Origin of the sequence: Leclercia sp. GLN_9, from assembly GCF_043105735.1 — a bacterium.
Taxonomy (GTDB): Bacteria; Pseudomonadota; Gammaproteobacteria; order Enterobacterales; family Enterobacteriaceae; genus Enterobacter; species Enterobacter adecarboxylatus.
The window spans coordinates 82,302-106,423 of record NZ_JBICLV010000038.1 but is presented as its reverse complement, the minus strand read 5'-3'; the positions used below and the strand labels follow the sequence as shown (position 1 = coordinate 106,423).

Sequence of the window (24,122 nt, the reverse complement as noted above, 5' to 3'; positions counted from 1 at the left end):
AGAGCAATCCCCCTGCATTTTGTGAGTGTATCAAGGACGTACAGCTCAGGCACCCATTAACGATATTTTTTGTGATAGGTATTACGTGTGGTCACAAATCCATCGGCCGCCGCCTGCGCCTCTTTTACTTTGCCTTCATTGGCCAGCTTCAGCGCGCCATCAATCTGCCCGACCAGCGTCTCCAGCCCGTGACGGTAATCTTTCATCTCCGCGCTGTTCTCCGCTTTACCTTCCAGCTTCGGCGGCGTCTCTTTTTGCGCGTCCACCGCGGCGGCACGCATTTTGGTCAGTGCGCCTTTCATTTCCGCCGCATTGTCCGTTTTCTGCACCACCTTCAGGTTTTCGCTGAGGGTGTCCATATTGTCTTCCAGGTCGGCAAAGACCGACGAACTCAATACCAGCGTTGAGGCTGCGAGGATAGCTAACAGATTTTTACGCATTGCTCACTTCCTTTTTTATTATTAAAAAAACCGACGAATACCCTGAATAATTCGCGTTGCAGGACAAGGCACTTGTGCCCTGAACAGCGCGCGCGCTGGCCCCAAAGGGCCGAGTAACGCGGCAAGCGCGTGAACGCCCGGGAGCTTACAGAGTAAGTGCCGGGATGAACGCGCGCTGCCAACGCATCTGCAGCGTGAAGTCTGGCGGGTATTACTGGCCGGCGATCTTCATCTCCGGTAACAGCACCGATCCGCACTGGATATTACTGCGCGTTTCGATATCGTTGCCTACCGTCACGATATTGCGCCACATATCTTTTAAGTTGCCGGCGATAGTAATTTCGCTCACCGGGTACTGAATTTCACCATTTTCGACCCAGAAGCCAGACGCCCCGCGGGAGTAGTCACCGGTTACGCCGCTAACGCCCTGGCCCATCAACTCTGTTACCACCAGCCCGGTGCCCATCTCTTTCAGCATCTGCTCAAAGCTCAGGCCGCGGCCAGGGATACGCCAGTTGTGGATGCCGCCCGCATGGCCGGTGCTTTGCAGCCCCAGTTTGCGCGCGGAATAGCTGGTCAGCAGCCACTGGGTCAGGATGCCGTCTTTAATGATATCGCGACGCTCCGTGCGCACGCCTTCGCTGTCGAACGGCGTGGAGGCCAGCCCTTTCAGCAGGTGCGGATGTTCTTCAATAGTCAGCCATTCCGGCAGGATCTGCGTGCCCAGCGCGTCGAGCAGGAAGGTCGATTTACGGTATACCGCGCCCCCTGCGATTGCCCCGACCAGATGCCCGAACAACCCGGTCGCCACTTCATTGGCAAAAATAACCGGTGCTTTCATGGTAGACAATTTTCGTGGAGCCAACCGGGACAATGTGCGTTTTGCGCACTCCATCCCCACCCACTCTGGCGACGCCAGATCGCCCATCGCACGGCCAATGGTATAGGCGTAATCACGCTCCATATCGCCGTTCTCCTCCGCAATCACGCAGCTGGAAAGCGAGTGACGGGTAGAGCTATAGCCCTGCAACATGCCGTGGCTGTTGCCAAAAACTTTAATGCCGTAGTGGCTGTTAAAGCTGCCGCCTTCGGTGTTGGTGATGCGCTTATCGGCATTAAGGGAGGCCTGTTCAGCGCGCGCCGCGAAATCAATGGCTTCGTCAGGGGTCACTTCTGCCGGGTGGAACAGATCCAGATCCGGGGCCTCAAAGGCCAGTAATTCTCTGTCGGCGACGCCTGCATAAGGGTCCGGGGAGGTGTAGCTGGCGATATCCAGCGCCGCCTGCACGGTGCGCGCAATGGCATCCGGGCTGAGGTCGGTGGAGGAGGCGCTGCCTTTACGGTTCTGGTGATAAACAGTAATCCCTAACGCGCCATCGCTATTAAATTCAACGGTTTCCACCTCGCCATAGCGGGTGCTGACACTCAGACCGGTGGTTTTGCTGACGGCGACTTCTGCCCCGTCGGATTTCGCTGACGCCAGCTCCAGAGCCATGGAGACAGCTTCTTCCAGTGCTTTACGCTGCGCTGCAACTTGTGAGATCACTTTCATCGTAAATGCCATAATGTAAGGTGTAGTTAGCTGAAGTCTAACAGAGAACCGTTTCTCAGTACGCGCCTAAACTGGTAAGATTAGCCTCTTTTTTTAAGGAGCCTGACATGACTAAGCAGCCCGAAGACTGGCTCGACGACGTTCCCGGTGATGACATCGAAGACGAAGATGATGAGATCATCTGGGTCAGTAAAAGTGAAATTAAACGCGACGCCGAAGAGTTAAAACAGCTTGGTGCGGAAATGGTAGAATTGGGTAAGAACGCGCTGGATAAAATCCCGCTGGATCCCGATCTGCGTGCCGCCATCGAACTGGCACAGCGTATCAAGAAAGAGGGCCGTCGCCGCCAGCTTCAGTTGATTGGTAAAATGTTGCGCCAGCGCGACGTAGAGCCTATTCGCCAGGCGCTCGATAAGCTGAAAAACCGCCACAACCAGCAGGTTGCCCTGTTCCACAAGCTGGAACAGATCCGCGATCGTCTGATTGATAATGGCGATGACGCCATCGCAGAGGTACTGAACCTGTGGCCGGACGCCGACCGCCAGCAGTTGCGTACGCTGATCCGTAATGCCAGGAAAGAGAAAGAAGGGAATAAGCCGCCGAAGTCTGCGCGTCTGATCTTCCAGTATCTGCGCGAGCTGGCGGAAGCCGAAGGTTAAAACCGCGTTATTTTCCCCCTCTTTCCTACGGGCCGAGGGGGTGAATGTTCCCTCTCTCATTCAGGGAGAGGGAAAAGATTACACTGCCGCTTCTGCTTTCTTTGCCAGCCCATCCAGCAGCTTCTGATGGATCCCACCAAACCCGCCGTTGCTCATCACCAGAATGTGATCGCCAGGCTGCGCGGTTTTCACCACCATCTCCGCTAACGTATCCACATCGGCACTCCAGTGCGCAGGCTGGACGCAGGCTTCGGCCACTTCTGCGACCTGCCACGGAATATGCTGCGGCTGCAGCAAGAAGACTTCATCCGCACGGCCTAACGACGGCGCGAGATCGTCTTTGCAAACGCCCATTTTCATGGTGTTGGAGCGGGGTTCCAGTACGGCCAGAATGCGTGCCGTGCCGCCCACTTTGCCGCGCAGGGCAGCCAGTGTTGCGAGGATCGCCGTCGGGTGATGGGCAAAATCGTCATACACCGTCACGCCATGGGCTTCGCCGCGCAGTTCAAGACGGCGGCGGGCGTTGATAAACGATCCCAGCGCATTCGCCGCATCGGCAGGCAGTACGCCCACATGACGGGCTGCGGCAATCGCCATCAGGCCGTTATGCATGTTGTGTTCGCCCACCAGCCCCCAGTGGACTTCCCCGACTTTTTCACCCTCCAGCAGCACTTCCCACTGGGAGGCGTCGTTGGTGAGCTTTTTCGCCTGCCAGTGGCCCTGCTCGCCTACCAGCTCCTGCTCACTCCAGCACCCCATCGCCATAGTCTGCTTCAGGTTGACGTCGTTTTCCGGAAGGATGATGCGCCCCTGGCCCGGCACGATACGCACCAGGTGGTGGAACTGCTTCTGAATCGCTTTCAGGTCATCGAAGATGTCCGCGTGATCGAACTCAAGGTTGTTGAGGATCAGCGTGCGCGGGCAGTAGTGAACAAATTTAGAGCGCTTATCAAAGAAGGCGCAGTCGTATTCGTCTGCTTCGATGACAAAAAACGGGCTGTCGCCCAGGCGGGCAGAAACCTCGAAATTCCCCGGTACGCCACCGATCACAAAGCCTGGCTTATAGCCGCAGGCTTCCAGGATCCAGGTCGCCATTCCGGCGGTGGTGGTTTTGCCGTGCGTGCCCGCAACAGCAACAACCCAGCGATCGCGCAGCACAAAGTCATGCAGCCACTGCGGGCCTGACATGTAGGGAATATTCCTTTCCAGCACGGCTTCCACGCATGGATTTCCACGGGTCATGGCGTTGCCGATGATCACCAGATCCGGCTGCGGATCCAGCTGGCTGGCATCGTAACCCTGAATAAGATCAATGCCCTGGTTTTCCAGCAGCGTGCTCATAGGCGGATACACATTGGCGTCCGAACCTGTCACTTCATGGCCCAAAGAGCGCGCCAGCATAGCCAGGCCGCCCATGAAAGTGCCACAAATCCCCAATATATGAATGCGCATACGTCACTATCCTTCTTCAATGTGGCGCACATTTTACGCATATGTCTGCGGCAGAGAAACGCATTTCAGCGAAATCTGTATGTTGCTGGCGCGATTCACCTCTGCGCGAAGATTTGAAAGTTTGTTAAGATTGTTGGGCATCAACAACTTTACTCAACATCCAATGCAGGGAAGGTGTTATGAAAACGTTAGGTGAATTTATTGTCGAAAAGCAGCACGAGTTCTCGCATGCTACCGGTGAACTCACTGCTTTGTTGTCGGCAATAAAGCTGGGCGCCAAGATCATCCATCGCGATATCAATAAGGCCGGTCTGGTCGATATCCTGGGTGCCAGCGGTGCTGAAAACGTGCAGGGCGAAGTTCAACAAAAACTCGATCTGTTCGCGAATGAAAAACTCAAAGCTGCACTGCGCGCACGCGACATCGTTGCGGGGATCGCCTCTGAAGAAGAAGACGAAATCGTGGTCTTTGAAGGGTGTGAACACGCAAAATATGTCGTTCTGATGGATCCGCTGGATGGCTCCTCCAACATCGACGTTAACGTCTCTGTCGGCACGATCTTCTCCATTTACCGCCGCGTTACCCCTGTCGGCACGCCGGTTACCGAAGAAGACTTCCTGCAGCCGGGCAACAAGCAGGTTGCCGCGGGCTATGTGGTTTACGGCTCCTCCACCATGCTGGTTTACACCACCGGCTGCGGGGTGCATGCCTTTACGTACGATCCGTCGTTGGGCGTGTTCTGTCTCTGCCAGGAGCGCATGCGCTACCCGCAGAAAGGCAGCACTTACTCCATCAACGAAGGGAACTACATCAAATTCCCGGCGGGCGTGAAGAAATACATCAAATTCTGCCAGGAAGAGGATAAAGACACCCAGCGTCCTTATACCTCCCGTTATATCGGCTCCCTGGTAGCGGATTTCCACCGCAACCTGCTGAAAGGCGGCATCTATCTCTACCCAAGCACCGCCAGCCACCCGGAAGGTAAACTGCGTCTGCTGTACGAGTGCAACCCGATGGCCTTCCTCGCTGAACAGGCGGGCGGTAAAGCCAGCGACGGTAAAGAGCGGATCATGGATATCATCCCTGAAAGCCTGCACCAGCGCCGTTCGTTCTTCGTCGGCAACGATCATATGGTGGAAGACGTCGAGCGCTTAATCCGGGAATACCCGGATGCCTGATGTGTTAGTTTGAGTAAGAGGGGCCAACTGGCCTGAAGAATCCCCACCAAAGATTGGCACGGTCGGCCCCCTCTCCCCTTTGGGGAGAGGGTTGGGGTGAGGGGAACATGCGACTGTGGTGGCGGTTCCGTTCACTTTACGTTCTGCACTTCTCTGTCAGTCGCGTCACCCGTGAACGTGTGAAGGGGGCTCGCCGCCGCCCCCTTCACAATCCCGGCTCCCGGCAAAGAAAATCGCCGCTTCGCGGTACCCTCAGCTTATTCCTCCAGGCTTTCGGGTCGGGCACCAGCCTGCATCCCTGCAGGCTATGCCCTCTCGGCGCGTCCCTGCGCCTCGCCCCGGCCTTTCGGAAACGCTTCGGCGATTTTCAGCCGGACCAGGGAGTCGCTGTAAGTCATTTATTAAATCGGTACTATTTTATTGCTTTAAGAACAAGACACTTACCAGGGACTCCTCCCACCATCCGGCCCGTTACTTTCCCCGTGATTTATACCTTTTTCGCTATAAAACTATATAAAAATGCTGCTGTAACCCGCTGAATCAATCCGTCATCATTATGGCGTTCAAAGTGTGTTCAACGGAAATTCGCAGAAATGAAAAATCTCTCTCGCGCAGCTACTGGGATCGACCTCAATCTGATTCCGATCTTTATTGAAGTTGTCAGGTGCGGGAGTATGGCCAAAGCCTCTTTACGTCTTGATATGTCCAGACCGGCCGTGAGCATGGCGTTGAAACGCTTTGGGATGCTTTTTAATGTGCCGCTGTTTACCCGCCAGGGTCTATTTCTGGAGCCAACGCCTTATGCGCTGCATTTGACCGTCGAGATGGAAAAACTGCTGGGCTTGATCCATGACCAGATCGCCAATGCGCCGTCCATGGGTGAGAGCATTCCGGCGCCTGTTACAGCGCCGGAATGTGATGATGCTACGCCTGTTGCATCGACAGTTTAAACGACGACATCGCCTCGATAAGCTCGCGCGACTGCTCTTCCAGCGAGCGCGTCGCGGCGGAAGACTGCTGGACCAGCGCCGCGTTTTGCTGGGCGGTTTCGTCCATCTGATTGACCGCAATATTAACCTGCTCAATGCCCCTGCTCTGCTCGTGCGATGCGTTAGCAATCTCACGCATCAGGCGAGTCATGCGCATGACCTCGCTGGCGATCTCATCCATGGTTTCACCCGCCTGCTGCGCCAGTTCGCTGCCTTCGCTGACGTGTGACTGCGAGTCGCTAATCAGGGTACGGATCTCTTTTGCCGCATCGGCGCTGCGGCTGGCGAGTATACGCACTTCACCGGCCACCACCGCAAAACCACGACCCTGCTCACCCGCGCGGGCGGCCTCTACCGAGGCGTTTAGCGCCAGGATATTGGTCTGGAAGGCAATGCCGTCGATAACGCTGAGAATATCGGCGATACGGTCGGCGCTGCCGGAGATATCGCGCATCTTCTCAATCACGTAGCACACCATTTCGCTGCCGCGGTCAGCGGTGTCAGACATCGTCTTCGCCACCTGATGTGCCTGCTCGGCGTTATGGGCGTTCTGTTTCACCGTGGCCGTAAGCTCTTCCATGCTGGCTGCGGTCTGCTCCAGCGAGGTGGCGGTGGATTCGGTGCGCTGGGCAAGATGCATGTTGCCGGCGGTCAGCTCCCGGCTGCCGGTGTCGATCTGGGAACTGGCATCACGCACGCGCAGCACCGATCCCATCAGCGACTGGCGCATCGCTTCGATGGCGGCATTCAGGCGGTTAAACTCCTGACTTACGGGCACAGGCAGAGTGTGGGTCAAATCCCCGGCAGCCACGTGTTCAAGCTGGGCGATAGAGGTGGAGAGAGGCTTCAGGAGCATATGACGCAGTGCCAGCCAGGCCAGCACAATAATCCCGGCGGTCAGCAGCGCGGCGACGATAATCAGCATCATTACCCGGTTTTTACTGGCCTGCACCGCCGCCACTTCGGCTTTACCGCGGCTGTTGCTCCAGGTCTGGAAGGCCTGCATGTCGTTATCAAACTGACGTGCCACCGGCACCAGATGGTTCTCCAGCAGATCGTAATAGGCATCCGCGCTCTGCTCTTTCAGCGCGTTCTGCATCGGCACGATCCCCTGGTCATTATAGGCTGCGAGGCTTGCCGCAACCTTCTTCAGCAGCAGTTCGCCTTCGGGATCGTTTACCCCGCTATCGATCACGTTTTTCAACGTGGTTTGTGCCTGCGTGATTTCATCATTGATGTTTTTCACCGCTTTTGCGGCGTCATCCAGCAGACCCACCTCCATCATGCGCACGGCCTGCCCTGCTTCGTTGCGCGCGCGCAGGATCAGGGTGTAGCCCGAGTTAAGCTGCACCAGCTGTTCACCCTGAAGATGATTAATGCGCTGCAGTGAAGCGGAACTTTGTGTGAGGGCATAAATGCCGATACCGCTGACGAGCAGCAGCAGGAGGGTCATGACGGCCAGTAACGAAAGCAAGCCGGTACGAATCGATAGCGTTTTAAGCATGATGTAATTTCCGGTAGCGAGATAAATCTGGACAGAATTAAGGGTTATCGGCCGCTACCGGAAAAGATTTAGACATTGCGAAAATTCAGCAAGTTATCCCTTGCTGGTCGTTGTGCTCACGCGGGTGACAGGCGAGCTTTGGCGGTTCTCCCAGAGCACCGTCAGACCGCGCTGCAGGGCGATAAAGATAAACAGCAGGATGCCTATCGCAATCTTGGTCCACCAGGAACTCAGCGTGCCGTCGAAGTTGATATAGGTCTGGATCAGCCCCTGGATCGCCACGCCAAACAGCGTCCCCAGCACCGTGCCGACCCCGCCGCTCAGCAGCGTGCCGCCAATCACCACCGAGGCAATCGCGTCCAGCTCAACGCCCACACCCGCCAGGGCATAGCCTGCCTGGGTATAGATGGAGAAGACAATCCCCGCCAGCGTCGCCAGCCCGGTTGAGAGCATATAGATACGGATGGTGGTGCTGCGGGTGGAGATGCCCATCAGGTTGGCAGAGGTCGCGCTGCCGCCGATGGCGTACACCTCGTTACCGAAGCGGGTACGGTGGGCGAGGAAAATACCGATCACCACCACGCCCAGCATCACCAGCCCGAGAATACTCAGACGGCCGCCGCCGGGAATTTTCCACGCCAGGCTGGAGAGCGTGTCGTAAACCGGATGGTTAATCGGGATCGACTCTTCCGATACCAGATAGCTGACGCCGCGCAGGAAGAACATCCCGGCGAGGGTGATAATGAACGCCGGGATCTTCAGCGCATCAATCAACAACCCCATAAAGGCGCCGAAGGCGCAGCCCATCACCAGCACCAGCGGGAAGGCCAGCAGTGGGGAGATCCCCCAGTAGCCGATCGCTTTCGCCAGGAAGACGCCAGTAAAGGCGATCACTGACCCAACGGAGAGGTCGATCCCGCCGGAGAGGATCACGAAGGTCATGCCGACGGCAATGATCCCAAGAAAGGCGTTATCGGTCAGGATGTTGCAGATCACACGCGTCGAGGCAAAACCGGGGAATTGCGTCAGACAGTAGAGATAGCCCAGCACGAACACGCCCAGGGTGATCATTAACGGTAAATTACGTTTTATCATGGCCACGCATCCCCTTAATAAGACTGATAAAGCGCGGCGACTGGACGATCAGCACGCAGAGTACCACTACCGCTTTCACCACCTGGTTTAACTCGGGCGAGAAACCAGACAGCAGGATCCCGGTGTTCATGCCCTGGATAATCAGCGCGCCAATCACCGACAGCAGCAGGTTAAAGCGCCCGCCCATCAGCGACCCGCCGCCGATGACCACCGCGAGGATCGCATCCAGCTCCAGCCACAGGCCCGCGTTGTTGGCGTCGGCTCCGCGTATATCGGCCGCGACAATGATCCCGGCGATGGCGGCGCAGACCCCGCTTAAGACGTAGGTCAGCATCACCATCAGGCGGGTGCTGACCCCGGCGTTTTTCGCCGCGCGAATGTTAATCCCCACCGCTTCAATGAACATCCCGAGGGCGGTTTTGCGGGTGAACAGCCAGAACGCAATCAGCGTCACCACTACGATAATCACCGGCGTCGGGAAGAACAGCAGCGAGCCGCTGCCGATCCACGCCAGATTGGGGGCGTTAAAGGTAACGATCTGCCCGGAGGTGATCAGCTGCGCCACCCCGCGTCCGGCCACCATCAGGATCAGGGTGGCAACGAAGGGCTGTATTTTGAGGATCGCCACCAGGATGCCGTTCCACAACCCCGCCAGCACGCCCGTTCCCAGGGTCACCAGCAGCACCACCGGCAGGCTGTGTCCGGCCACGGTCATCGAGGCCGCTGTGGCGCCCGCGATAGCCATCACCGCCCCTACCGACAGGTCGATACCGCCAGTGGCGATCACCAGGGTCATGCCAATCGCCAGCAGGGCCACCGGGGCCGCGCGGTTTAAGATATCAATCGGGCTGCCGAACAGGCGGCCATCCTGAAGGATAATCTGATAGAAATGCGGCGAAACGAGGCTATCCACCAGTAACACCAGCAGCAGCGCAATGATTTGCGGCGTCCCGGTGGGCCAGCGGAAGCGGCGTTTCGGCTCGCCAGTTTGAGTCAGCGAACGTGGCATCACGATCTACTCCTTATGCCGCAATGGCGTTCATGATTGCCGGAACGGACAGCCCGTCCAGCGGGATCTCGGCCACCTGCTGCCGGTCACGCATGATGATCACGCGATCGGCATAGCCCACCAACTCCTCCAGTTCCGAGGAGATCACCAGTAGCGCCAGGCCGTCGGCGCAGAGCGTTTCGATCAGGCGGATAATCTCCGCATGCGCCCCCACGTCGATGCCCCGTGTCGGCTCGTCGAGGATCAGGAACTGCGGTTTGGTCAGGAGCCAGCGCGACAGCAGCACCTTCTGCTGGTTGCCGCCCGAGAGAAATTCGATGGGCTGTTCGGCGCTCGGGGTGCGGATCCCCAGTTGGCGAATAAAGCGTTCGGCAATGGCGTTCTGCTCTTTACGTGGGATTGGCCGCAGCCAGCCGCGCTGGGCCTGCAGGGCCAGAATAATGTTTTCACGCACGGAGGCCGCGGCAATAATCCCGTCGGTTTTGCGATCTTCCGGGCAGAAGCCGATCCCGAGGCTGGAGGCCTGATGCGGCGAACGCAGCGCCTGGGGTTTACCTTTGATCAGCGCAGTGCCGGTGTCGGCTGGTTTAATGCCGAAGATCACCTCTGCGGTTTCGGTACGGCCTGAACCCAACAGCCCCGCCAGGCCGACGATCTCGCCAGGGCGGACTTCCAGGTTAAACGGCGCAATGGTGCCTTTCTTGCCGTAATCCTTGAACGCCGCAATGGGCTTTTCACTTAGCAGCGTCCGGCCCGCACGCTGGAGGGCGTTGGTCTCCAGCTCGCGGCCAAGCATCATTTTCACCAGCTCGATTTGCGGCAGCTCGCGGGTTTCGCGACAGCCAACAAAGCCGCCATTACGCAGCACGGTAATGCGGTCGCTCACTTCGTAGACCTGATCGAGGAAGTGGGTGACAAAAATCAGGCTCACCCCCTGATCGCGCAGCTGACGCATCAGGGTGAAGAGCATCTCCACCTCCTGGGTATCCAGGCTGGCGGTGGGTTCATCGAGGATCAGCACTTTGGCAGAGAGATCGATAGCGCGGCAGATAGCGACGATCTGCTGCATCGCCACCGAAAAACGGTTCAACGGTTCGCGCACGTCGAGGGAAAAGCCGTAGGATTCCATCAGCCGGGTGGCGCGGGCCTCCATCTCTTTGCGGCGCAAAAAGCCAAAACGCCGCGGCTCGCGACCAATAAACAGGTTATCAGCGACCGACATGTTCGGCAGCAGGTTCACTTCCTGATAGACCGTCCCGATCCCCAGCTGCTGGGCATGGGCGGTATTTTTTGGCGAAATGGCCTGGCCTTCCAGCCAGATAGTGCCGCGATCGGCGTGATACACGCCGGTCAGAGCTTTAATCAGCGTGGATTTACCCGCGCCGTTTTCCCCAAGAAGGGCCATGATCTCGCCGCGCCGCAGGCTAAAATCGACGTTATCCAGAGCTTTTACGCCGGGGAAGAATTTGCTTAAGCCCTCTGTGCGGAGGATTTCCTGGTGTTGTTCAGTGGTCATATTTCCCCCTCACCCTAACCCTCTCCCCGGAGGGGAGAGGGAATTGATCGTGCAAATCTTTAATTTTCTGCCCAACCCGCCTTTCTCCCTCTCCTCTATGAGAAGAGGGAATTGATAGTGCAGGCTTTAATTTTCTGCCCAACCCGCCTTTCCCCCTCTCCTCTATGAGAAGAGGGAATTGATGGTGCCAGGCTTTACTTTTCTGCCCAATCCGCCTTTTCCCCTCTCCTCTATGAGAAGAGGGAATTGATGGTGCAGGCTTTAATTTTCTGCCCAACCCGCCTTTCCCCCTCTCCTCTATGAGAAGAGGGAATTGAACGTGCCAGGCTTTAATTTCCTGCCCAACCCGCCTTTCTCCCTCTCTTCTATGGGAAGAGGGAATTGATGGTGCAGGCTTTAATTTTCTGCCCAACCCGCCTTTCTCCCTCTCCCCTATGGGGAGAGGGCAGGGGTGAGGGGTTAAGGCTTAGTAGCCCATATTTTTCTTTTTCTCTAACTCTTCTTTTGCGGTATCAGGCAGATAAAGCGTGGATTTGGTGATGGTGACTTTCTCTGGCATGGTGCCGTCTTTCTTGAATTTTTCCAGCGCATCGAAAGCCGGACCAGCCATGTTTGGCGTCAGCTCAACGCTGGCGTTGGCCTCTTTGTCGATCATCGCTTTATAGATGTCTGGTACGCCGTCGATAGAGCCTGTCAGGATATCGGTGCCTGGTTTCAGACCCGCTTCTTTAATAGCCTGAATGGCGCCGATCACCATGTCATCGTTATGGGCGTAAACCATGCAGATGTTTTTGCCGTTGTTCTCGGCTTTGATAAAGCTTTCCATGACCTCTTTCCCTTTACTGCGGGTGAAGTCGCCGGACTGAGAACGGATAATCTTGATGTTTGACGCTTTGGAAATAGCATCGGCAAAGCCTTTCTTACGGTCGATGGCCACGCTGGCACCGACGGTGCCCTGCAGTTCCACCACGTTACATGGCTTGCCATCCACCTGCTTCACCAGCCATTCACCGATCAATTTGCCTTCCAGCACGTTGTCGGCAGTGACGGTGGTCATATAGAGAGATTTGTCTTTTACATCGATGGAACGATCAAGCAGGAACACCGGAATTTCGGCATCTTTGGCTTCTTTCAATACCGGCTCCCAGCCCGTTGCCACGACCGGCGCAATGAAGATGGCGTCAACGCCCTGGGCGATAAAAGAACGCACCGCTTTGATCTGGTTTTCCTGTTTTTGCTGACCGTCAGCGATTTTCAGCGTGATGCCGCGCTTTTCGGCCTCGCTTTTCGCGACGTTGGTTTCAGCTGCTCGCCAGCCTGATTCTGAGCCGACTTGAGCGAATCCTACGGTTAATGGGGCGGCCATTGCCATAGACGACATGGCTGCTGAAACTGCTGTGACAAGAAGTAAGCGCTTCCACATAAGAACGTCCTCGTAGGGTAGTTTATTGTTGGGTAAAAGGTGTTCTGCGAAATGACTATAGACAATACGAGATGTAACGGAGTGTGTTACATCACACTTCGAAGAAGTGAATAAAACGTTAATCACAAGTTTGTAATCGCTTTCATTGAGCCATTAAAGATGCGGCTAAGTTTATGGATTATCTTGTCATGAGAAAGGTCTAATACTGGCACTCAGAAGCGGTGAAGGATGAAAACAGGCGAAGACATTCCGCGTCAGTTGGCTATAATACTCGCCACTTGATTACCAATCATTTTAAAGGACACAGACATGAGCTTACTCAACGTCCCAGCGGGTAAAGAACTGCCGGAAGACATCTACGTAGTTATCGAAATCCCGGCGAACGCTGATCCTATCAAATACGAAATCGACAAAGACACCGGTGCGCTGTTCGTTGACCGTTTCATGTCTACCGCGATGTTCTATCCGTGCAACTACGGTTACATCAACCACACCCTGTCTCTGGACGGTGACCCGGTAGACGTGCTGGTCCCAACCCCATACCCACTGCAGCCTGGTTCCGTAATCCGCTGCCGTCCGGTTGGTGTTCTGAAAATGACCGACGAAGCCGGTGAAGATGCGAAACTGGTTGCGGTACCGCACACCAAGCTGAGCAAAGAGTACGATCACATCAAAGATGTGAACGACCTGCCAGAACTGCTGAAAGCGCAGATCGCCCACTTCTTCGAGCACTACAAAGATCTCGAGAAAGGCAAATGGGTGAAAGTGGAAGGTTGGGACAATGCAGAAGCGGCTAAAGCTGAAATCATTGCCTCCTTTGAGCGCGCTAAGAAGTAATTCTTAACGTGTAAAAAGCCCCGATTTGTCGGGGCTTTTTTATGCCCGTCAATTGTCACGAAAATGTCACACACCCTTTTTCTCTCTGTATATTAACGAGATAGCGCGTTTAGCCTGTCTTATTCCCCTTCTGCGCCCTTAAAGTCTGTCTGCCCTCGGTCGATACCTCCGTTACGTGATCACGATCGCTTTATTCCACCAGGGAAATACCTGCTACAGATGAAAATCAACACCCTTACAATTGGCCAGCGGCTAGGATTGCTGGCCGCACTGCTGCTGCTTGCAACACTCTTCACCGGGTTGCGCGGCCTGGCGATTAACAACGACAGCCTGACGCAGCAACAACGCATTATGGCAATGGAACAGTCCATCACGGAAAGCATCGACACTGCACGTAGCGCCCAGGTGCAGTTTAAAATCCAGGTGCAAGAGTGGAAAAACACCCTGCTGCGCGGTGCCCAGGGGCAGGAGGCGTTCGATAAATACAAAAATGCTTTTAGCCGCGAGAGCCAGGCCACCCAGGCGCTGCTCACCCATTTGAGCGAGCTGCTGCCCAAAATCGGTATGGATAACCGCGAGGTGCTGGCAACCCGGCAGATCCACGCCGGGCTGGAGCAACAGTACCTGAAAGCGCTGACCGATTATCAGGTGGGGGATGTGACCAGCGCCCAGCGCGTGGATAAGCAGGTCACTGGCATTGACCGCGAACCGACCAGAATGATCGACGAGGTGGTGGCGAACACTCTCCAGCACGCAAAGATGCTTCACCAGCAGATCGCTGACCAGAACCAGGCCCGCTATCAGCAGACCCGCTGGATGCTGGCGCTGACGATGGCGTTAACGCTCGGCGCCGGAATGCTGGTGACCTGGTGGTTAATCCGCAGCATCACCCGGCCGCTGGCCCAGGCTGTGAGCATCGCCCGTACCGTGGCCGCCGGGGATTTGCAGTCCCGCTTTACAGTTGCCGGTCGCGATGAGACGGCCGAACTGATGCATGCCCTGCAAGAGATGAACATCAACCTGACCCGCATTGTGTCCGGGGTACGCAGCGGCACTGAGACCATCGCCACCGCCTCGGCACAGATTGCCAGTGGCAGCCATGAACTCTCTTCACGTAACGAAGCCCAGGCCAGTGCCCTGGAGCAGACCGCCGCGTCGATGGAAGAGCTGACCTCGGTGGTCAAAAGCAACGCGGAACATTCACGAACCGCCAGCGATCTGGCTCGTAATGCCCGTCAGGTGGCGCGTCAGGGGGAGGAAGCCGTGGATCGTGCCATGCAGACCATGAGCGAGATCCATAATTTCTCCAGCGAGATCAACACTATCATCAGCATGATCGACAGTATCGCCTTCCAGACCAACATCCTCGCGCTGAACGCCGCGGTCGAAGCCGCCCGGGCGGGAACCGAAGGCCGCGGATTCGCGGTAGTCGCGGCTGAAGTGCGCGCCCTGGCCCAGCGTTCTGCCTCGGCCGCCAAAGAGATTCGCATCCTTATCGATCGCTCTGTCAGCCGCATCGATGAGGGTAATGGTCAGGTCAAAGAAGCCGGGATTGCCATGGCCGGTATTCTGCAAAGCGTCAGCAAGGTGAGTGAACTGATTGAGGCAATTTCGTTAGCCAGCCACGAGCAAAGCACGGGCATCGATCAGGTGAACGTGGCCGTCACCCATATGGATGCCGCCACGCAGCAAAACGCTACGCTTTCGCAGGAGTCGTCCGCGGCGGCACAGGCGATGCATCGCCAGGCTGAACAGCTACTGGAGACGGTGCAGATCTTTAAGCTGCGCCAGGAAGGGGCATAACAAAAAACAACGCCACCCGAGGGTGGCGTTGTTGATCTCAGTACTGGTCTCTGTCTAACCAGTTACCGCTTTCAATCAGCGTCAGGCCATCGACCGGACGTTGGTACACGTACATCCAGGCACTGCCGTAGGGCGTCTGGATCAACCGGCGAGCATATTCCCCGCCTTTAGTGCGCAAGGCATCAAGTTCAGCCAGCGTGGCATTATCAATACGATAAACCTCACCCTGTACTGCTCCGTTCCCCGGAACCGCGCCTGGATAGTGGCCCAGGCTGTACAACTGGTAGTTCTCGATACTGTAATCCCCCAGCAACTGGGCGTTGGTCATCCAGTGGCTGTTGCCCTGCTTGGTTCGTAAACTGCCGTAGACAAATATTCGCATTGCTAAAACTCAAACTGATAGAGCAAATCGAGTGCCTGATCTACGCCAGACACCGCTTCCAGATATAGCTTAGGCATCAGGCGATAGCGTAACGTGAGTGTCGCCAGCGAGTCAAAGATCCCCACGCCATATTTCACCTGCAGACCCGGCAGTACATAGCCACTGACCACCACCTGTGAAGAGTCACCGACCCCCTGGGTGTCCAGCGCCAGATTGCTTACGCCAAACGTCTCCCCGATTTTACCCACAACCTGACCACTTTGTGCAACCCCCAGACCGACTAACATTGAAGTCATCGCCGCACTGTCGCTCTGATTGCTGTCCAGACCTTGCCCACGCAGCAGGTATGAGAGCGCTTCCTGCTGGGACATGGCCGGGTCGGAGAATATCTCCGCTTTCGGTTCGTCAGCGGTGCCGGTGACTCGCACCCCGGCGATCACGTCATTCTCGGTGGCCTCTGGATTACGAATCGCCTCGATATTCAGCAGCGGCTGATCCGGTGGACCGGAGAAGAGCAGCTCGCCTTTGCGGACAAGCAGATCCTGCCCGTAAGCGTGGAAGCGCCCTTCCGGGATAGTGATCTGCCCGTTCAGGCCCAGCCCCTGTTTATCCTGCGCGACCTTCAGATCGCCGGTGAGCCTCGCCTTCAGGCCAAAGGCATCCAGCCGCACGTTGTTGCCCACATGCACGATCAGGTTGCTGTTGATCGGGATAGAAGCCCGCTTGGTCTCTTCCGGCTGCAGATTTTTATCGAGCATCACCTCGTCGCTGGAGACGCCCACCGCGCTTTCCGGCAGGTCATGCACCACAATACGCGCCCACGGCACATCGACCCGGCCATCAAGAGTGAACAGCTGTGGCGTGGCCTCAAAGACCACGTCCGGCGAGACGTCTAAACGCACCATTGGCGGCACCGTGATGCGCACCTTGCTGCCTTTAGCCGCCACCCGGGCGCGCCAGTTATCGATTTGGCTCCAGTCGGCATCGCCGCTGAGGTTGATCTGCCCCTGCTGGGTGCGTACGGTCCCGGTCAGCGTCGAGCTCATGCCGTTGAAGTTCATCGCCAGCTGGCTCGGCAGCATATCGAACGGCATAAAGTTGCCGTCGATATCGACCCCGTTCAGTTGCATCTGACCGAAGAGCTGCGGGCTTTGCGCGTTACCGGCCAGCCGCAGGTTAGCGTTCAGCATCCCTGCCGCTTTCTCGCCCCGGGAGAAAATGGCGTTGGCCATCGCCAGGTTGAGATTGCGGATATTGACGTTGCCGCCCAGGTTACGCTGCCCTTGCGGATCGGTTACCTGGATCTGGCCATCAAACTGGCCGTTGTTGGCGAGGCGGATCAGCCAGCCCAGCTCGGCGCGGTTGTTGTGCAGATCGGCGGTAAGATTGAGCGTGGTGAATGCCAGCGGCAGCGGCGCGTCGTTCACCACCTGGGTGACCTTCACGTTGCGCCCGGAGAGCGTGACGTTGCCCTGCGGCAGCCCCGGTTTGGTAGTATCCCAGGCCACATCCGCTTTACCGCTAAACACGCCGCTGGCCTGGGTGGCGTCCGGCATAAACGGTTTGAGCATCGCCAGGTCAAAGCGATTGAGGTTCACTACCGCCCGCCCTTCGGCCCCGGCATCAATGGTCTGCGGCACGCACAGCTCAGCGTTCGGGTTGGTCCAGCAGTGTGGCCCGATGCTGACCTTCTGCTCCGCATTGCGGTAATCCAGCGCAATCGAGCGGGTTAACGACCACGGCCCCACCGGGGTGGCGAAGCGGGTGTTGTCGAGCGTGCCTTTCCAGCGCATCTCTTTGCGGTCAAAACTGCCCGCCAGATGCAGCTGACCCGAGATCGGATCGCCCTGGACGCGCAGCTGGAGGTCGTGCTGTTTCTCGCTGCCTTTGGCCTCCAGGGTGACCTGATTAAGGTTAACCCCCGGCTGCGAAATACGATCCACGCGCAGGTTCATGTGTCCGGCGATCTGGTCGGTGGATTTCACATCGCCATCGACGCGCACGCGGGCGATGGTGAGTTCCTGCCAGCGCAGGCCGTTAGCGGTGATGTCAGCCAGAAGCTGCGGGGCCTCGACCGTGCCGCGCACTTTCACCAGCCCTTTCGCCGTTCCGCCCAGCCCCGGCAGAGCATTATCAAGATTCGGCGCGTCGATAGTGGCATCCAGATCCAGATCTTTAACCCCCAGCTCGCCCTTGATGTCGGCGGTATTGCGGCCCAGCGCCACGTGCAGGCCGGGAATGATCCACTGCAGGTAGCTGTTGCCCTTCAGCGAGCCATGCACATCCACTTTGTTCTGCTTCACGTTGCCGGTAATTTTCAGCTCCGGCACATCCATCTGCCAGCTGCCACCGTACAGACTGCCGCGGGTTTTAATCAGGCCGTCGAGCTTCGATGGCCAGTCCGGCACCTCTTTGGCGGTGTTGATCCCGGTGAGCTTCAGCTCCCCGCGCCAGCTGATCGCCTGCTGCCAGTCGAGCAGCGCCGTCAGCTCGGTTTTGCCCTCCAGCGCCGCGACCGTCAGCTTATCGAGGTTGATCTGCTGTTCGTTGCCCTTCGCATCAAGGGTAATGCCCGCAGGCGGTAGCCCCTCCCCTTTCACCGCAGTGCGGAACGACAGGGTGTAGTCGGTCATTTTACCGGTGAGCTTCAGCTTCACGTCATCGGCCTGATACTGCTTCTCGCCGGTGAAGGGCCAGTACAGCTGTTCACTGACCACTTCCAGGTTGAGGGGCAGGCCCGCCTCTGCAAGCCGGGTCTGGCCGCGCAGCACCAGATCCACCGGACCGGAGAGGTTCACGCCAAACTCCAGTTGCTCGCGCAGGGCACCGCCGACCTTCAGCTTCACCTTTTCGCCCTTGATGGGGTCGATGTTCAGGCTGCTGTTGAGAGTGATGTCCACCGGCCAGTTATCGCGCAGCTGCGCATTACCGGTGGCGTTGACGCTCCCCTGGTTGGTGTCGATATCCAGCGCGTCGAGCTTCATATTGCCGTCGATACTGCTCACCTTCAGCAGCATGTTGAAGACCGTCAGGTCCGTATCGCCGGTCAGGCGCAGTTGCTCGCCCTTAAACTCTTCGATGTTGAGGTTCAGCGGCAGATGAACGTCGGTCATCTCCGGCAGGACCGGTTTAGAGAAGAGATCTTTCAGCGTTTCGCCCAGCGGCTTCTCTTCCGGCTTCGGATTCTGAATTTTTGGCTCGACGATCTCCTCCTGCGCCACGTCCGCCACTTTCGGCAGGGCAATCAGCAGCCCCTGCAGGGCGGTCGGCGTCAGGGTCAGGTTTTTCTCCTGCCAGCGCAGGCCCGAGGTGAAGTCCATCACCGACACGGTGGTGTCGTCGATTTTGACGTTGACATTATTCAGCGCCACCCGGTTAAGCGAAATCGGGTATGGCGTGGAGAGATCCAGCGGCCCGCTCTCCTCTTCAGCAGGCGGTGCCGCTTCCGGCATTTTTTTCGAATCGATCGTCACGAACACGTCTTTTAACGACAGATCGTTAACGCACAGGCTGCTGTCACGCAGACAGCTGAGCTTCACCGCCAGGTGCAGATCGCCCGCGGTGACCGCCACGCCCGGCTGGTCATAGCGGACGTTTTTCAGATGCAGGTCGCGCCAGCCGCCGGTGACCTGGCCAATCTCCAGCCCCGGCACCCAACGGTTGGCCGCCTTAAACAGCAGATGCAGCCCGCTGGTGGTGCCCACCAGAAAGGCCACCGCAGACAGCAGCAGCAGAACAAACAGCACAACGCCGAGGCTGATTTTCTTCCATAAACTCATAATTCAGGCCCCAGACCGATGTAAAACTGTAAACCGTGTTCATCTTTATCACCCACCGGCACGGCGAAATCGAGCTTGATCGGCCCGACCGGGGATTCCCAGCGCACCCCGACGCCCGCGCCGGTTTTGAAGTCGCTGCGGCGGATATCGCTTACCGCTTCCCCGCTGTCGATAAAGGTCGCACCCCACCATTTTCCGGTGACGTTGTATTGATACTCCAGCGAGCCGGTGGCCAGCTTCGAGGCCCCGATCAGCTTGCCGTCGTCATCTTTTGGCGCGATGGATTTGTATTTATAGCCACGAATACTGCGATCGCCCCCGGCGAAGAAGCGAAGATCCGGCGGCACTTTTTCGAAATCGCCGGTCTCAATCCAGCCCAGATTGCCGCGCATCACGAAGCGGTGACGATCGTAGAGGGTGCGGATCCAGGCGTTCTGCGCCTGCACCACGACAAAATCGACATCTGAACCCCAGGCGGTATTGGAATAATCCACTGAATAGCGCTGTGAATCGCCCCAGGTCGGCATCAGCCCGCCGCGGGAGCGGGTCCGGCTGATCATCACCCCCGGATAGAGCAGCATGGTGGTGTTAGTTACATTGGCCTGCGTAAAGTGGTCGAGGCTCCAGCGCAGGTTAATGGCGCGCTGCCAGCCGCTGGAGAGATCCCAGTAGCGCGACACGGCGAGGGTCGTGGAGTCGGCTTCGGTATCGTTCAGATCGGTGCGCTTAAAGCCGCCCTGCACCAGGTAATATTGCTCAAGCGGGTTTTTCAGCAGCGGCATTTTATAGCTGAAATCCAGCTGCTGTTCGGGAGCAGAGATGCTGGCGTTGGTGGTCAGGCTATGGCCGTAGGAGTTCATCCACGGCTTTTTCCACGTCGCTTTGACCCGCGGGCCGACGTCGGTGGAGTAACCTACCCCGGTCTCAATGGTGTTCTCGGTGCGTGGCGAGACCACGCCGTGCAGCGGCAGCACTTTGGTCTGCCGCGCTTTATCAAATTCTGGGGCTACCACTACTGAGTTAAACCAGCCGGTGGCAGAGAGGCGGCGGTTAAGCTCGGCCAGATCTTTCGACTGGTAATAGTCGCCCTCTTTGAAGGGGATCAGATTTTGCAGATATTCGTCGCGAATTTGCGACCCTTCAAAGGTGACGTCGCCAAAGCGGTAACGTTCGCCGCTGTCGTAGTCGATATCCCAGAATGCCAGGCGTCTGTCGAGGGCAATGCCCAGCTGGCTTTTATTGAACTGACTGTCGAAATAGCCTTTGCGCAGCGCTACTTTGGTCAGATCTTTTTTGAAGCCGTCGTAATCGCTGTGATTAAGCACGGTGCCGTTTTTCGGTCGCGTATTCAGCAGATCGAGGTAGTCGTGATCCGTGCGCGCGCCGCCGCGCAGCACCACGTCCGTGCCGCCGATCAGCACCGGCTCGCCCGGCTTGACGCGGGCAATCAATACCTGCCGCCCTTTGGCCGGAGGTGGACGCAGTTCGAAATCGATAGTGGGTTCGTAGTAGCCGAGCGCTTTTAAACCGCCACGGATGGCGTCATCCACGCGGGCGCGGAAGCGACGGTCTGGCGTCACTTCGTCGCTCTGGATCGTGGAGAGCTGTGCGCGTACGTTTTTTTCCAGTTTCCCGGATAACCCCTCAACCTGCAAACGAACATTCGCCGCGTCGGCGATTCCGCTTGTCAGCAAGAAACTGACTAAACATAACTGGCGGATTTTTGGCACGTTTTCTCCTGAATATCCTTGTTTCCACCCCTGGAAGCAGATGAATTGCCGCTCCGCGGCAGATCACGGCATAAAGCCCAAAACCCAATACACGGGTTGAAAAATGGTTAAACAACCTAATATTTCTTATGTTTAAATCTAGACTCATTCACGGCATTTATTGTGTTCAATTAAACGCGTCGTGACAACCTTAACCCAAACATCACCTACCCGGAGGTCACACCGTGAGTTTATTCGATAAAAAGCACCTTGTTGCTCAGGCGGATGCATTACCGGGACGGAACACCCCTATGCCAGTCGCCACCCTGCACGCCGTGAACGGTCACTCAATGACCAACGTCCCCGACGGCATGGCTATCGCCCTGTTCGCGATGGGCTGTTTCTGGGGCGTGGAGCGCCTGTTCTGGCAGCTGCCTGGCGTCTACAGCACCGCTGCGGGCTACACCGGCGGCTATACCCCTAACCCAACCTACCGCGAAGTCTGCTCCGGCCAGACCGGTCATGCCGAGGCGGTGCGGGTTGTGTATGACCCGAACGTGATCAGCTATGAACAGCTGCTGCAGGTGTTCTGGGAAAACCACGACCCGGCGCAGGGTATGCGTCAGGGCAATGACCACGGCACCCAGTACCGCTCGGCGATCTATCCGCTCACCCCGGAACAGGACGCGGCAGCCCGCGACAGCCTGGCGCGCTTCCAGCAGGCGATGCTCGCGGCAAACGACGACCGTCAGGTCACCACGGAAATCGCCACCGCGCTGCCGTTCTACTATGCGGAAGACGAGCACCAGCAGTACCTGCATAAAAATCCGTACGGCTACTGCGGTATCGGTGGCATCGGCGTATGCCTGCCGCCACAACTGGCCTGATTACGGCTTTAGCGCCACGCGAGCCGCGTGGCGCATGGCATTGCTCACCGAATCGTCCTTTATCTCTTTACCCTTTAACAGCAGCTTCAAAACCAGTGCCTGCGGCCGGTTGAGCCGCGTCTGCAATAGTTGCACAGCGTTTATACCCCGATCCCGCGCGGTGCTGACATTCTCTTCCCTGGCCTTTTGCGGGTGCAGGAGGTGTCGCTTAACATCCCTCGAACACAAAACGCGGGTTATACGATGGCCTGACGCCGTAAGCTGTGCCCTATCGTACGGGAGAGAGGTATCTGGTGCGAGAGCAGAGCAGGCAGTTCCCCCCCTGCTATGTCGGGTAACACCTTGCGTTACCCGGCATACATTTACCCTCAAAATATGTGTAAAACGTGACCTCTGGCAGATTTACACGCCTTTACGCTATACTAGCCGCGTAAATAACCGGCTCAACGCTACGAGCGGGTACTCAATGTCTCTTCACAGTATTATCTCTGAGGATCTGGCGAGAAGCCGGATAAACTATGTTAAACAGTATCTTAGTCATACTTTGTCTAATCGCTGTCAGTGCATTTTTCTCGATATCGGAAATCTCTCTGGCCGCATCACGTAAAATCAAACTTAAGCTGCTCGCCGATGATGGCAACCTTAATGCCCAACGGGTCCTGAAAATGCAGGAAAATCCGGGGATGTTCTTCACCGTAGTGCAAATTGGCCTTAATGCCGTCGCCATCCTGGGCGGTATCGTCGGCGACGCCGCATTCTCCCCGGTGTTTCATAGCGTTTTCTCTAACTACTTCTCTCCTGAACTCTCCGAGCAACTGAGCTTTATCCTCTCCTTCTCGCTGGTGACCGGCCTGTTCATTCTGTTTGCCGATTTGACCCCGAAACGCATCGGTATGATTGCGCCCGAAGCCGTGGCTTTGCGCATCATCAACCCGATGCGCTTCTGCCTGTTCGTGTTCCGCCCGCTGGTGTGGTTCTTTAACGGCCTGGCAAACACCATCTTCCGCCTGTTCAAGCTGCCGATGGTACGTAAAGACGACATCACCTCTGATGATGTCTACGCGGTGTTCGAAGCCGGTGCGCTGGCAGGGGTGCTGCGTAAGCAGGAGCATGAGCTGATCGAGAACGTGTTTGAGCTGGAGTCGCGTACCGTGCCGTCATCAATGACCGGCCGCGAGAACGTGATCTGGTTCGATCTGCACGAAGACGAGCAGAGCCTGAAGAACAAAGTGGCGGAACATCCGCACTCCAAGTTCCTGGTCTGTAATGAGGATATTGACCACATCATTGGCTATGTGGATTCCAAAGACTTGCTGAACCGTGTGCTGGCGAACCAGAGCCTGGCGCTGAACAGCGGCGTCCAGATCCGCAATACGCTGATTGTGCCGGACACCCTGACGCTCTCCGAAGCGCTGGAAAGCTTCAAAACCGCCGGGGAAGACTTCGCGGTAATCATGAATGAATACGCGCTGGTGGTGGGGATCATCACGCTCAATGACGTGATGACCACGCTGATGGGCGATCTGGTGGGCCAGGGTCTGGAAGAACAGATTGTGGCGCGTGATGAGAACTCATGGCTGGTGGATGGCGGTACGCCGATCGACGACGTGATGCGCGTGCTGGATATCGACGAGTTCCCGCAGTCCGGTAACTACGAGACCATTGGCGGCTTTATGATGTTTATGCTGCGTAAGATCCCGAAACGCACCGACTCGGTGAAGTTCTCGGGATATAAGTTCGAAGTGGTGGATATCGACAACTACCGCATCGACCAGCTGCTGGTGACGCGCATCGACAACAAGCCGACCGTGCTGGTGCCGAAACTGCCGGACGCCGAAGAGAACGCGTCGGCCTAAGCCAGAAACATCAACGGCTCCCTGGGGAGCCGTTTTTTTTACTGCGATTTTT

At 57.1% G+C, this 24,122-nt stretch carries 19 protein-coding genes; 7 read left to right on the top strand and 12 right to left on the bottom strand.

From position 1 onward, the window contains the following. Positions 1–56 precede the first annotated feature (56 nt). A complete protein-coding gene (cybC, locus tag ACF8PE_RS20930) occupies positions 57–440 on the bottom strand; it encodes a cytochrome b562 (RefSeq protein ID WP_032616242.1) in 384 nt (127 codons plus the stop codon). Between the two features lie 211 nt (positions 441–651). Next, complete coding sequence (pmbA, locus tag ACF8PE_RS20925; protein ID WP_130587939.1) at positions 652–2,004, bottom strand: metalloprotease PmbA; 1,353 nt, start codon at positions 2,002–2,004, stop codon at positions 652–654. A 95-nt stretch (positions 2,005–2,099) separates the two neighbouring features. Between pmbA and yjgA the strand changes: the two genes are divergently transcribed. Continuing rightward, a complete protein-coding gene (gene yjgA, locus ACF8PE_RS20920) occupies positions 2,100–2,651 on the top strand; it encodes a ribosome biogenesis factor YjgA (RefSeq protein WP_059308883.1) in 552 nt (183 codons plus the stop codon). A gap of 78 nt (positions 2,652–2,729) precedes the next feature. Here yjgA and mpl read toward each other — a convergent pair whose 3' ends face one another. After that, complete coding sequence (mpl, locus tag ACF8PE_RS20915; protein WP_032616239.1) at positions 2,730–4,103, bottom strand: UDP-N-acetylmuramate:L-alanyl-gamma-D-glutamyl-meso-diaminopimelate ligase; 1,374 nt, start codon at positions 4,101–4,103, stop codon at positions 2,730–2,732. A gap of 179 nt (positions 4,104–4,282) precedes the next feature. Between mpl and fbp the strand changes: the two genes are divergently transcribed. Together fbp and ACF8PE_RS20905 are read left to right on the top strand one after the other, a co-directional pair. Continuing rightward, a complete protein-coding gene (fbp, locus tag ACF8PE_RS20910; protein WP_059308884.1) occupies positions 4,283–5,281 on the top strand; it encodes a class 1 fructose-bisphosphatase in 999 nt (332 codons plus the stop codon). 593 nt (positions 5,282–5,874) lie between these two features. Then, the gene (locus tag ACF8PE_RS20905; RefSeq protein WP_051916100.1) at positions 5,875–6,231 is read left to right on the top strand and encodes a LysR family transcriptional regulator; all 357 of its coding nucleotides are present in this window, start codon (positions 5,875–5,877) and stop codon (positions 6,229–6,231) included. Here ACF8PE_RS20905 and ACF8PE_RS20900 read toward each other — a convergent pair. From ACF8PE_RS20900 to ytfQ, 6 genes are all read right to left on the bottom strand, one after another. Beyond that, a complete protein-coding gene (locus ACF8PE_RS20900; RefSeq protein WP_117386815.1) occupies positions 6,206–7,774 on the bottom strand; it encodes a methyl-accepting chemotaxis protein in 1,569 nt (522 codons plus the stop codon). The genes ACF8PE_RS20905 and ACF8PE_RS20900 overlap by 26 nt on opposite strands. A gap of 93 nt (positions 7,775–7,867) precedes the next feature. Further along, entirely contained in the window at positions 7,868–8,869 is a 1,002-nt protein-coding gene (gene yjfF, locus ACF8PE_RS20895) for a galactofuranose ABC transporter, permease protein YjfF (RefSeq protein ID WP_032616236.1), read from the bottom strand. Beyond that, positions 8,856–9,881 carry a galactofuranose ABC transporter, ATP-binding protein YtfT gene (gene ytfT / locus ACF8PE_RS20890; protein ID WP_163604553.1) on the bottom strand — a complete coding sequence of 342 codons (1,026 nt, stop codon included), beginning with the start codon at positions 9,879–9,881 and terminating at the stop codon, positions 8,856–8,858. The genes yjfF and ytfT overlap by 14 nt, the downstream gene beginning before the upstream one ends. A 10-nt stretch (positions 9,882–9,891) precedes the next feature. Next, positions 9,892–11,394, bottom strand: a complete 1,503-nt coding sequence (gene ytfR / locus ACF8PE_RS20885; RefSeq protein WP_032616233.1) for a galactofuranose ABC transporter, ATP-binding protein YtfR — start codon at positions 11,392–11,394, stop codon at positions 9,892–9,894. Continuing rightward, entirely contained in the window at positions 11,384–11,806 is a 423-nt protein-coding gene (locus ACF8PE_RS20880; RefSeq protein ID WP_127472126.1) for a hypothetical protein, read from the bottom strand. Before ACF8PE_RS20880 ends, ytfR begins: the two co-directional genes overlap by 11 nt. 54 nt (positions 11,807–11,860) lie before the next feature. Continuing rightward, entirely contained in the window at positions 11,861–12,817 is a 957-nt protein-coding gene (ytfQ, locus tag ACF8PE_RS20875; protein WP_032616231.1) for a galactofuranose ABC transporter substrate-binding protein YtfQ, read from the bottom strand. Between the two features lie 309 nt (positions 12,818–13,126). On the opposite strand from ytfQ, the gene ppa reads away from it, so the two are divergent. Further along, on the top strand, positions 13,127–13,654 hold the full coding sequence (ppa, locus tag ACF8PE_RS20870; protein ID WP_032616230.1) for an inorganic diphosphatase: 528 nt from the start codon (positions 13,127–13,129) through the stop codon (positions 13,652–13,654). Positions 13,655–13,873: 219 nt separating this feature from the next. Next, positions 13,874–15,457 (top strand): methyl-accepting chemotaxis protein, encoded by a 1,584-nt coding sequence (locus ACF8PE_RS20865; protein WP_200142382.1) that lies wholly within the window; start codon positions 13,874–13,876, stop codon positions 15,455–15,457. A 37-nt stretch (positions 15,458–15,494) separates the two neighbouring features. Here ACF8PE_RS20865 and ACF8PE_RS20860 read toward each other — a convergent pair whose 3' ends face one another. From ACF8PE_RS20860 to tamA, 3 genes are read right to left on the bottom strand one after another with little or no spacing between them, the layout of a single operon-like run. After that, positions 15,495–15,839 carry a gamma-glutamylcyclotransferase gene (locus tag ACF8PE_RS20860; RefSeq protein ID WP_032616228.1) on the bottom strand — a complete coding sequence of 115 codons (345 nt, stop codon included), beginning with the start codon at positions 15,837–15,839 and terminating at the stop codon, positions 15,495–15,497. Positions 15,840–15,841: 2 nt separating this feature from the next. Next, positions 15,842–19,618 carry an autotransporter assembly complex protein TamB gene (gene tamB, locus ACF8PE_RS20855; protein WP_262659184.1) on the bottom strand — a complete coding sequence of 1,259 codons (3,777 nt, stop codon included), beginning with the start codon at positions 19,616–19,618 and terminating at the stop codon, positions 15,842–15,844. Further along, positions 19,615–21,348, bottom strand: a complete 1,734-nt coding sequence (gene tamA, locus ACF8PE_RS20850; RefSeq protein ID WP_032616226.1) for an autotransporter assembly complex protein TamA — start codon at positions 21,346–21,348, stop codon at positions 19,615–19,617. The genes tamB and tamA overlap by 4 nt, the downstream gene beginning before the upstream one ends. A 224-nt stretch (positions 21,349–21,572) precedes the next feature. Between tamA and msrA the strand changes: the two genes are divergently transcribed. Both msrA and ACF8PE_RS20840 read left to right on the top strand, forming a co-directional pair. Continuing rightward, the gene (gene msrA, locus ACF8PE_RS20845) at positions 21,573–22,214 is read left to right on the top strand and encodes a peptide-methionine (S)-S-oxide reductase MsrA (RefSeq protein WP_077226771.1); all 642 of its coding nucleotides are present in this window, start codon (positions 21,573–21,575) and stop codon (positions 22,212–22,214) included. A gap of 518 nt (positions 22,215–22,732) precedes the next feature. Then, the gene (locus tag ACF8PE_RS20840) at positions 22,733–24,070 is read left to right on the top strand and encodes a hemolysin family protein (RefSeq protein ID WP_032616224.1); all 1,338 of its coding nucleotides are present in this window, start codon (positions 22,733–22,735) and stop codon (positions 24,068–24,070) included. Positions 24,071–24,122: the final 52 nt, after the last annotated feature.

Coding starts and splice junctions, on each gene's coding strand:
- cybC (WP_032616242.1), bottom strand. CDS start 440: ATGCGTAAAAATCTGTTAGCTATCCTCGCAGCCTCAACGCTGGTATTG.
- pmbA (WP_130587939.1), bottom strand. CDS start 2,004: ATGGCATTTACGATGAAAGTGATCTCACAAGTTGCAGCGCAGCGTAAA.
- yjgA (WP_059308883.1), top strand. CDS start 2,100: ATGACTAAGCAGCCCGAAGACTGGCTCGACGACGTTCCCGGTGATGAC.
- mpl (WP_032616239.1), bottom strand. CDS start 4,103: ATGCGCATTCATATATTGGGGATTTGTGGCACTTTCATGGGCGGCCTG.
- fbp (WP_059308884.1), top strand. CDS start 4,283: ATGAAAACGTTAGGTGAATTTATTGTCGAAAAGCAGCACGAGTTCTCG.
- ACF8PE_RS20905 (WP_051916100.1), top strand. CDS start 5,875: ATGAAAAATCTCTCTCGCGCAGCTACTGGGATCGACCTCAATCTGATT.
- ACF8PE_RS20900 (WP_117386815.1), bottom strand. CDS start 7,774: ATGCTTAAAACGCTATCGATTCGTACCGGCTTGCTTTCGTTACTGGCC.
- yjfF (WP_032616236.1), bottom strand. CDS start 8,869: ATGATAAAACGTAATTTACCGTTAATGATCACCCTGGGCGTGTTCGTG.
- ytfR (WP_032616233.1), bottom strand. CDS start 11,394: ATGACCACTGAACAACACCAGGAAATCCTCCGCACAGAGGGCTTAAGC.
- ytfQ (WP_032616231.1), bottom strand. CDS start 12,817: ATGTGGAAGCGCTTACTTCTTGTCACAGCAGTTTCAGCAGCCATGTCG.
- ppa (WP_032616230.1), top strand. CDS start 13,127: ATGAGCTTACTCAACGTCCCAGCGGGTAAAGAACTGCCGGAAGACATC.
- ACF8PE_RS20865 (WP_200142382.1), top strand. CDS start 13,874: ATGAAAATCAACACCCTTACAATTGGCCAGCGGCTAGGATTGCTGGCC.
- ACF8PE_RS20860 (WP_032616228.1), bottom strand. CDS start 15,839: ATGCGAATATTTGTCTACGGCAGTTTACGAACCAAGCAGGGCAACAGC.
- tamB (WP_262659184.1), bottom strand. CDS start 19,618: ATGAGTTTATGGAAGAAAATCAGCCTCGGCGTTGTGCTGTTTGTTCTG.
- ACF8PE_RS20840 (WP_032616224.1), top strand. CDS start 22,733: ATGTTAAACAGTATCTTAGTCATACTTTGTCTAATCGCTGTCAGTGCA.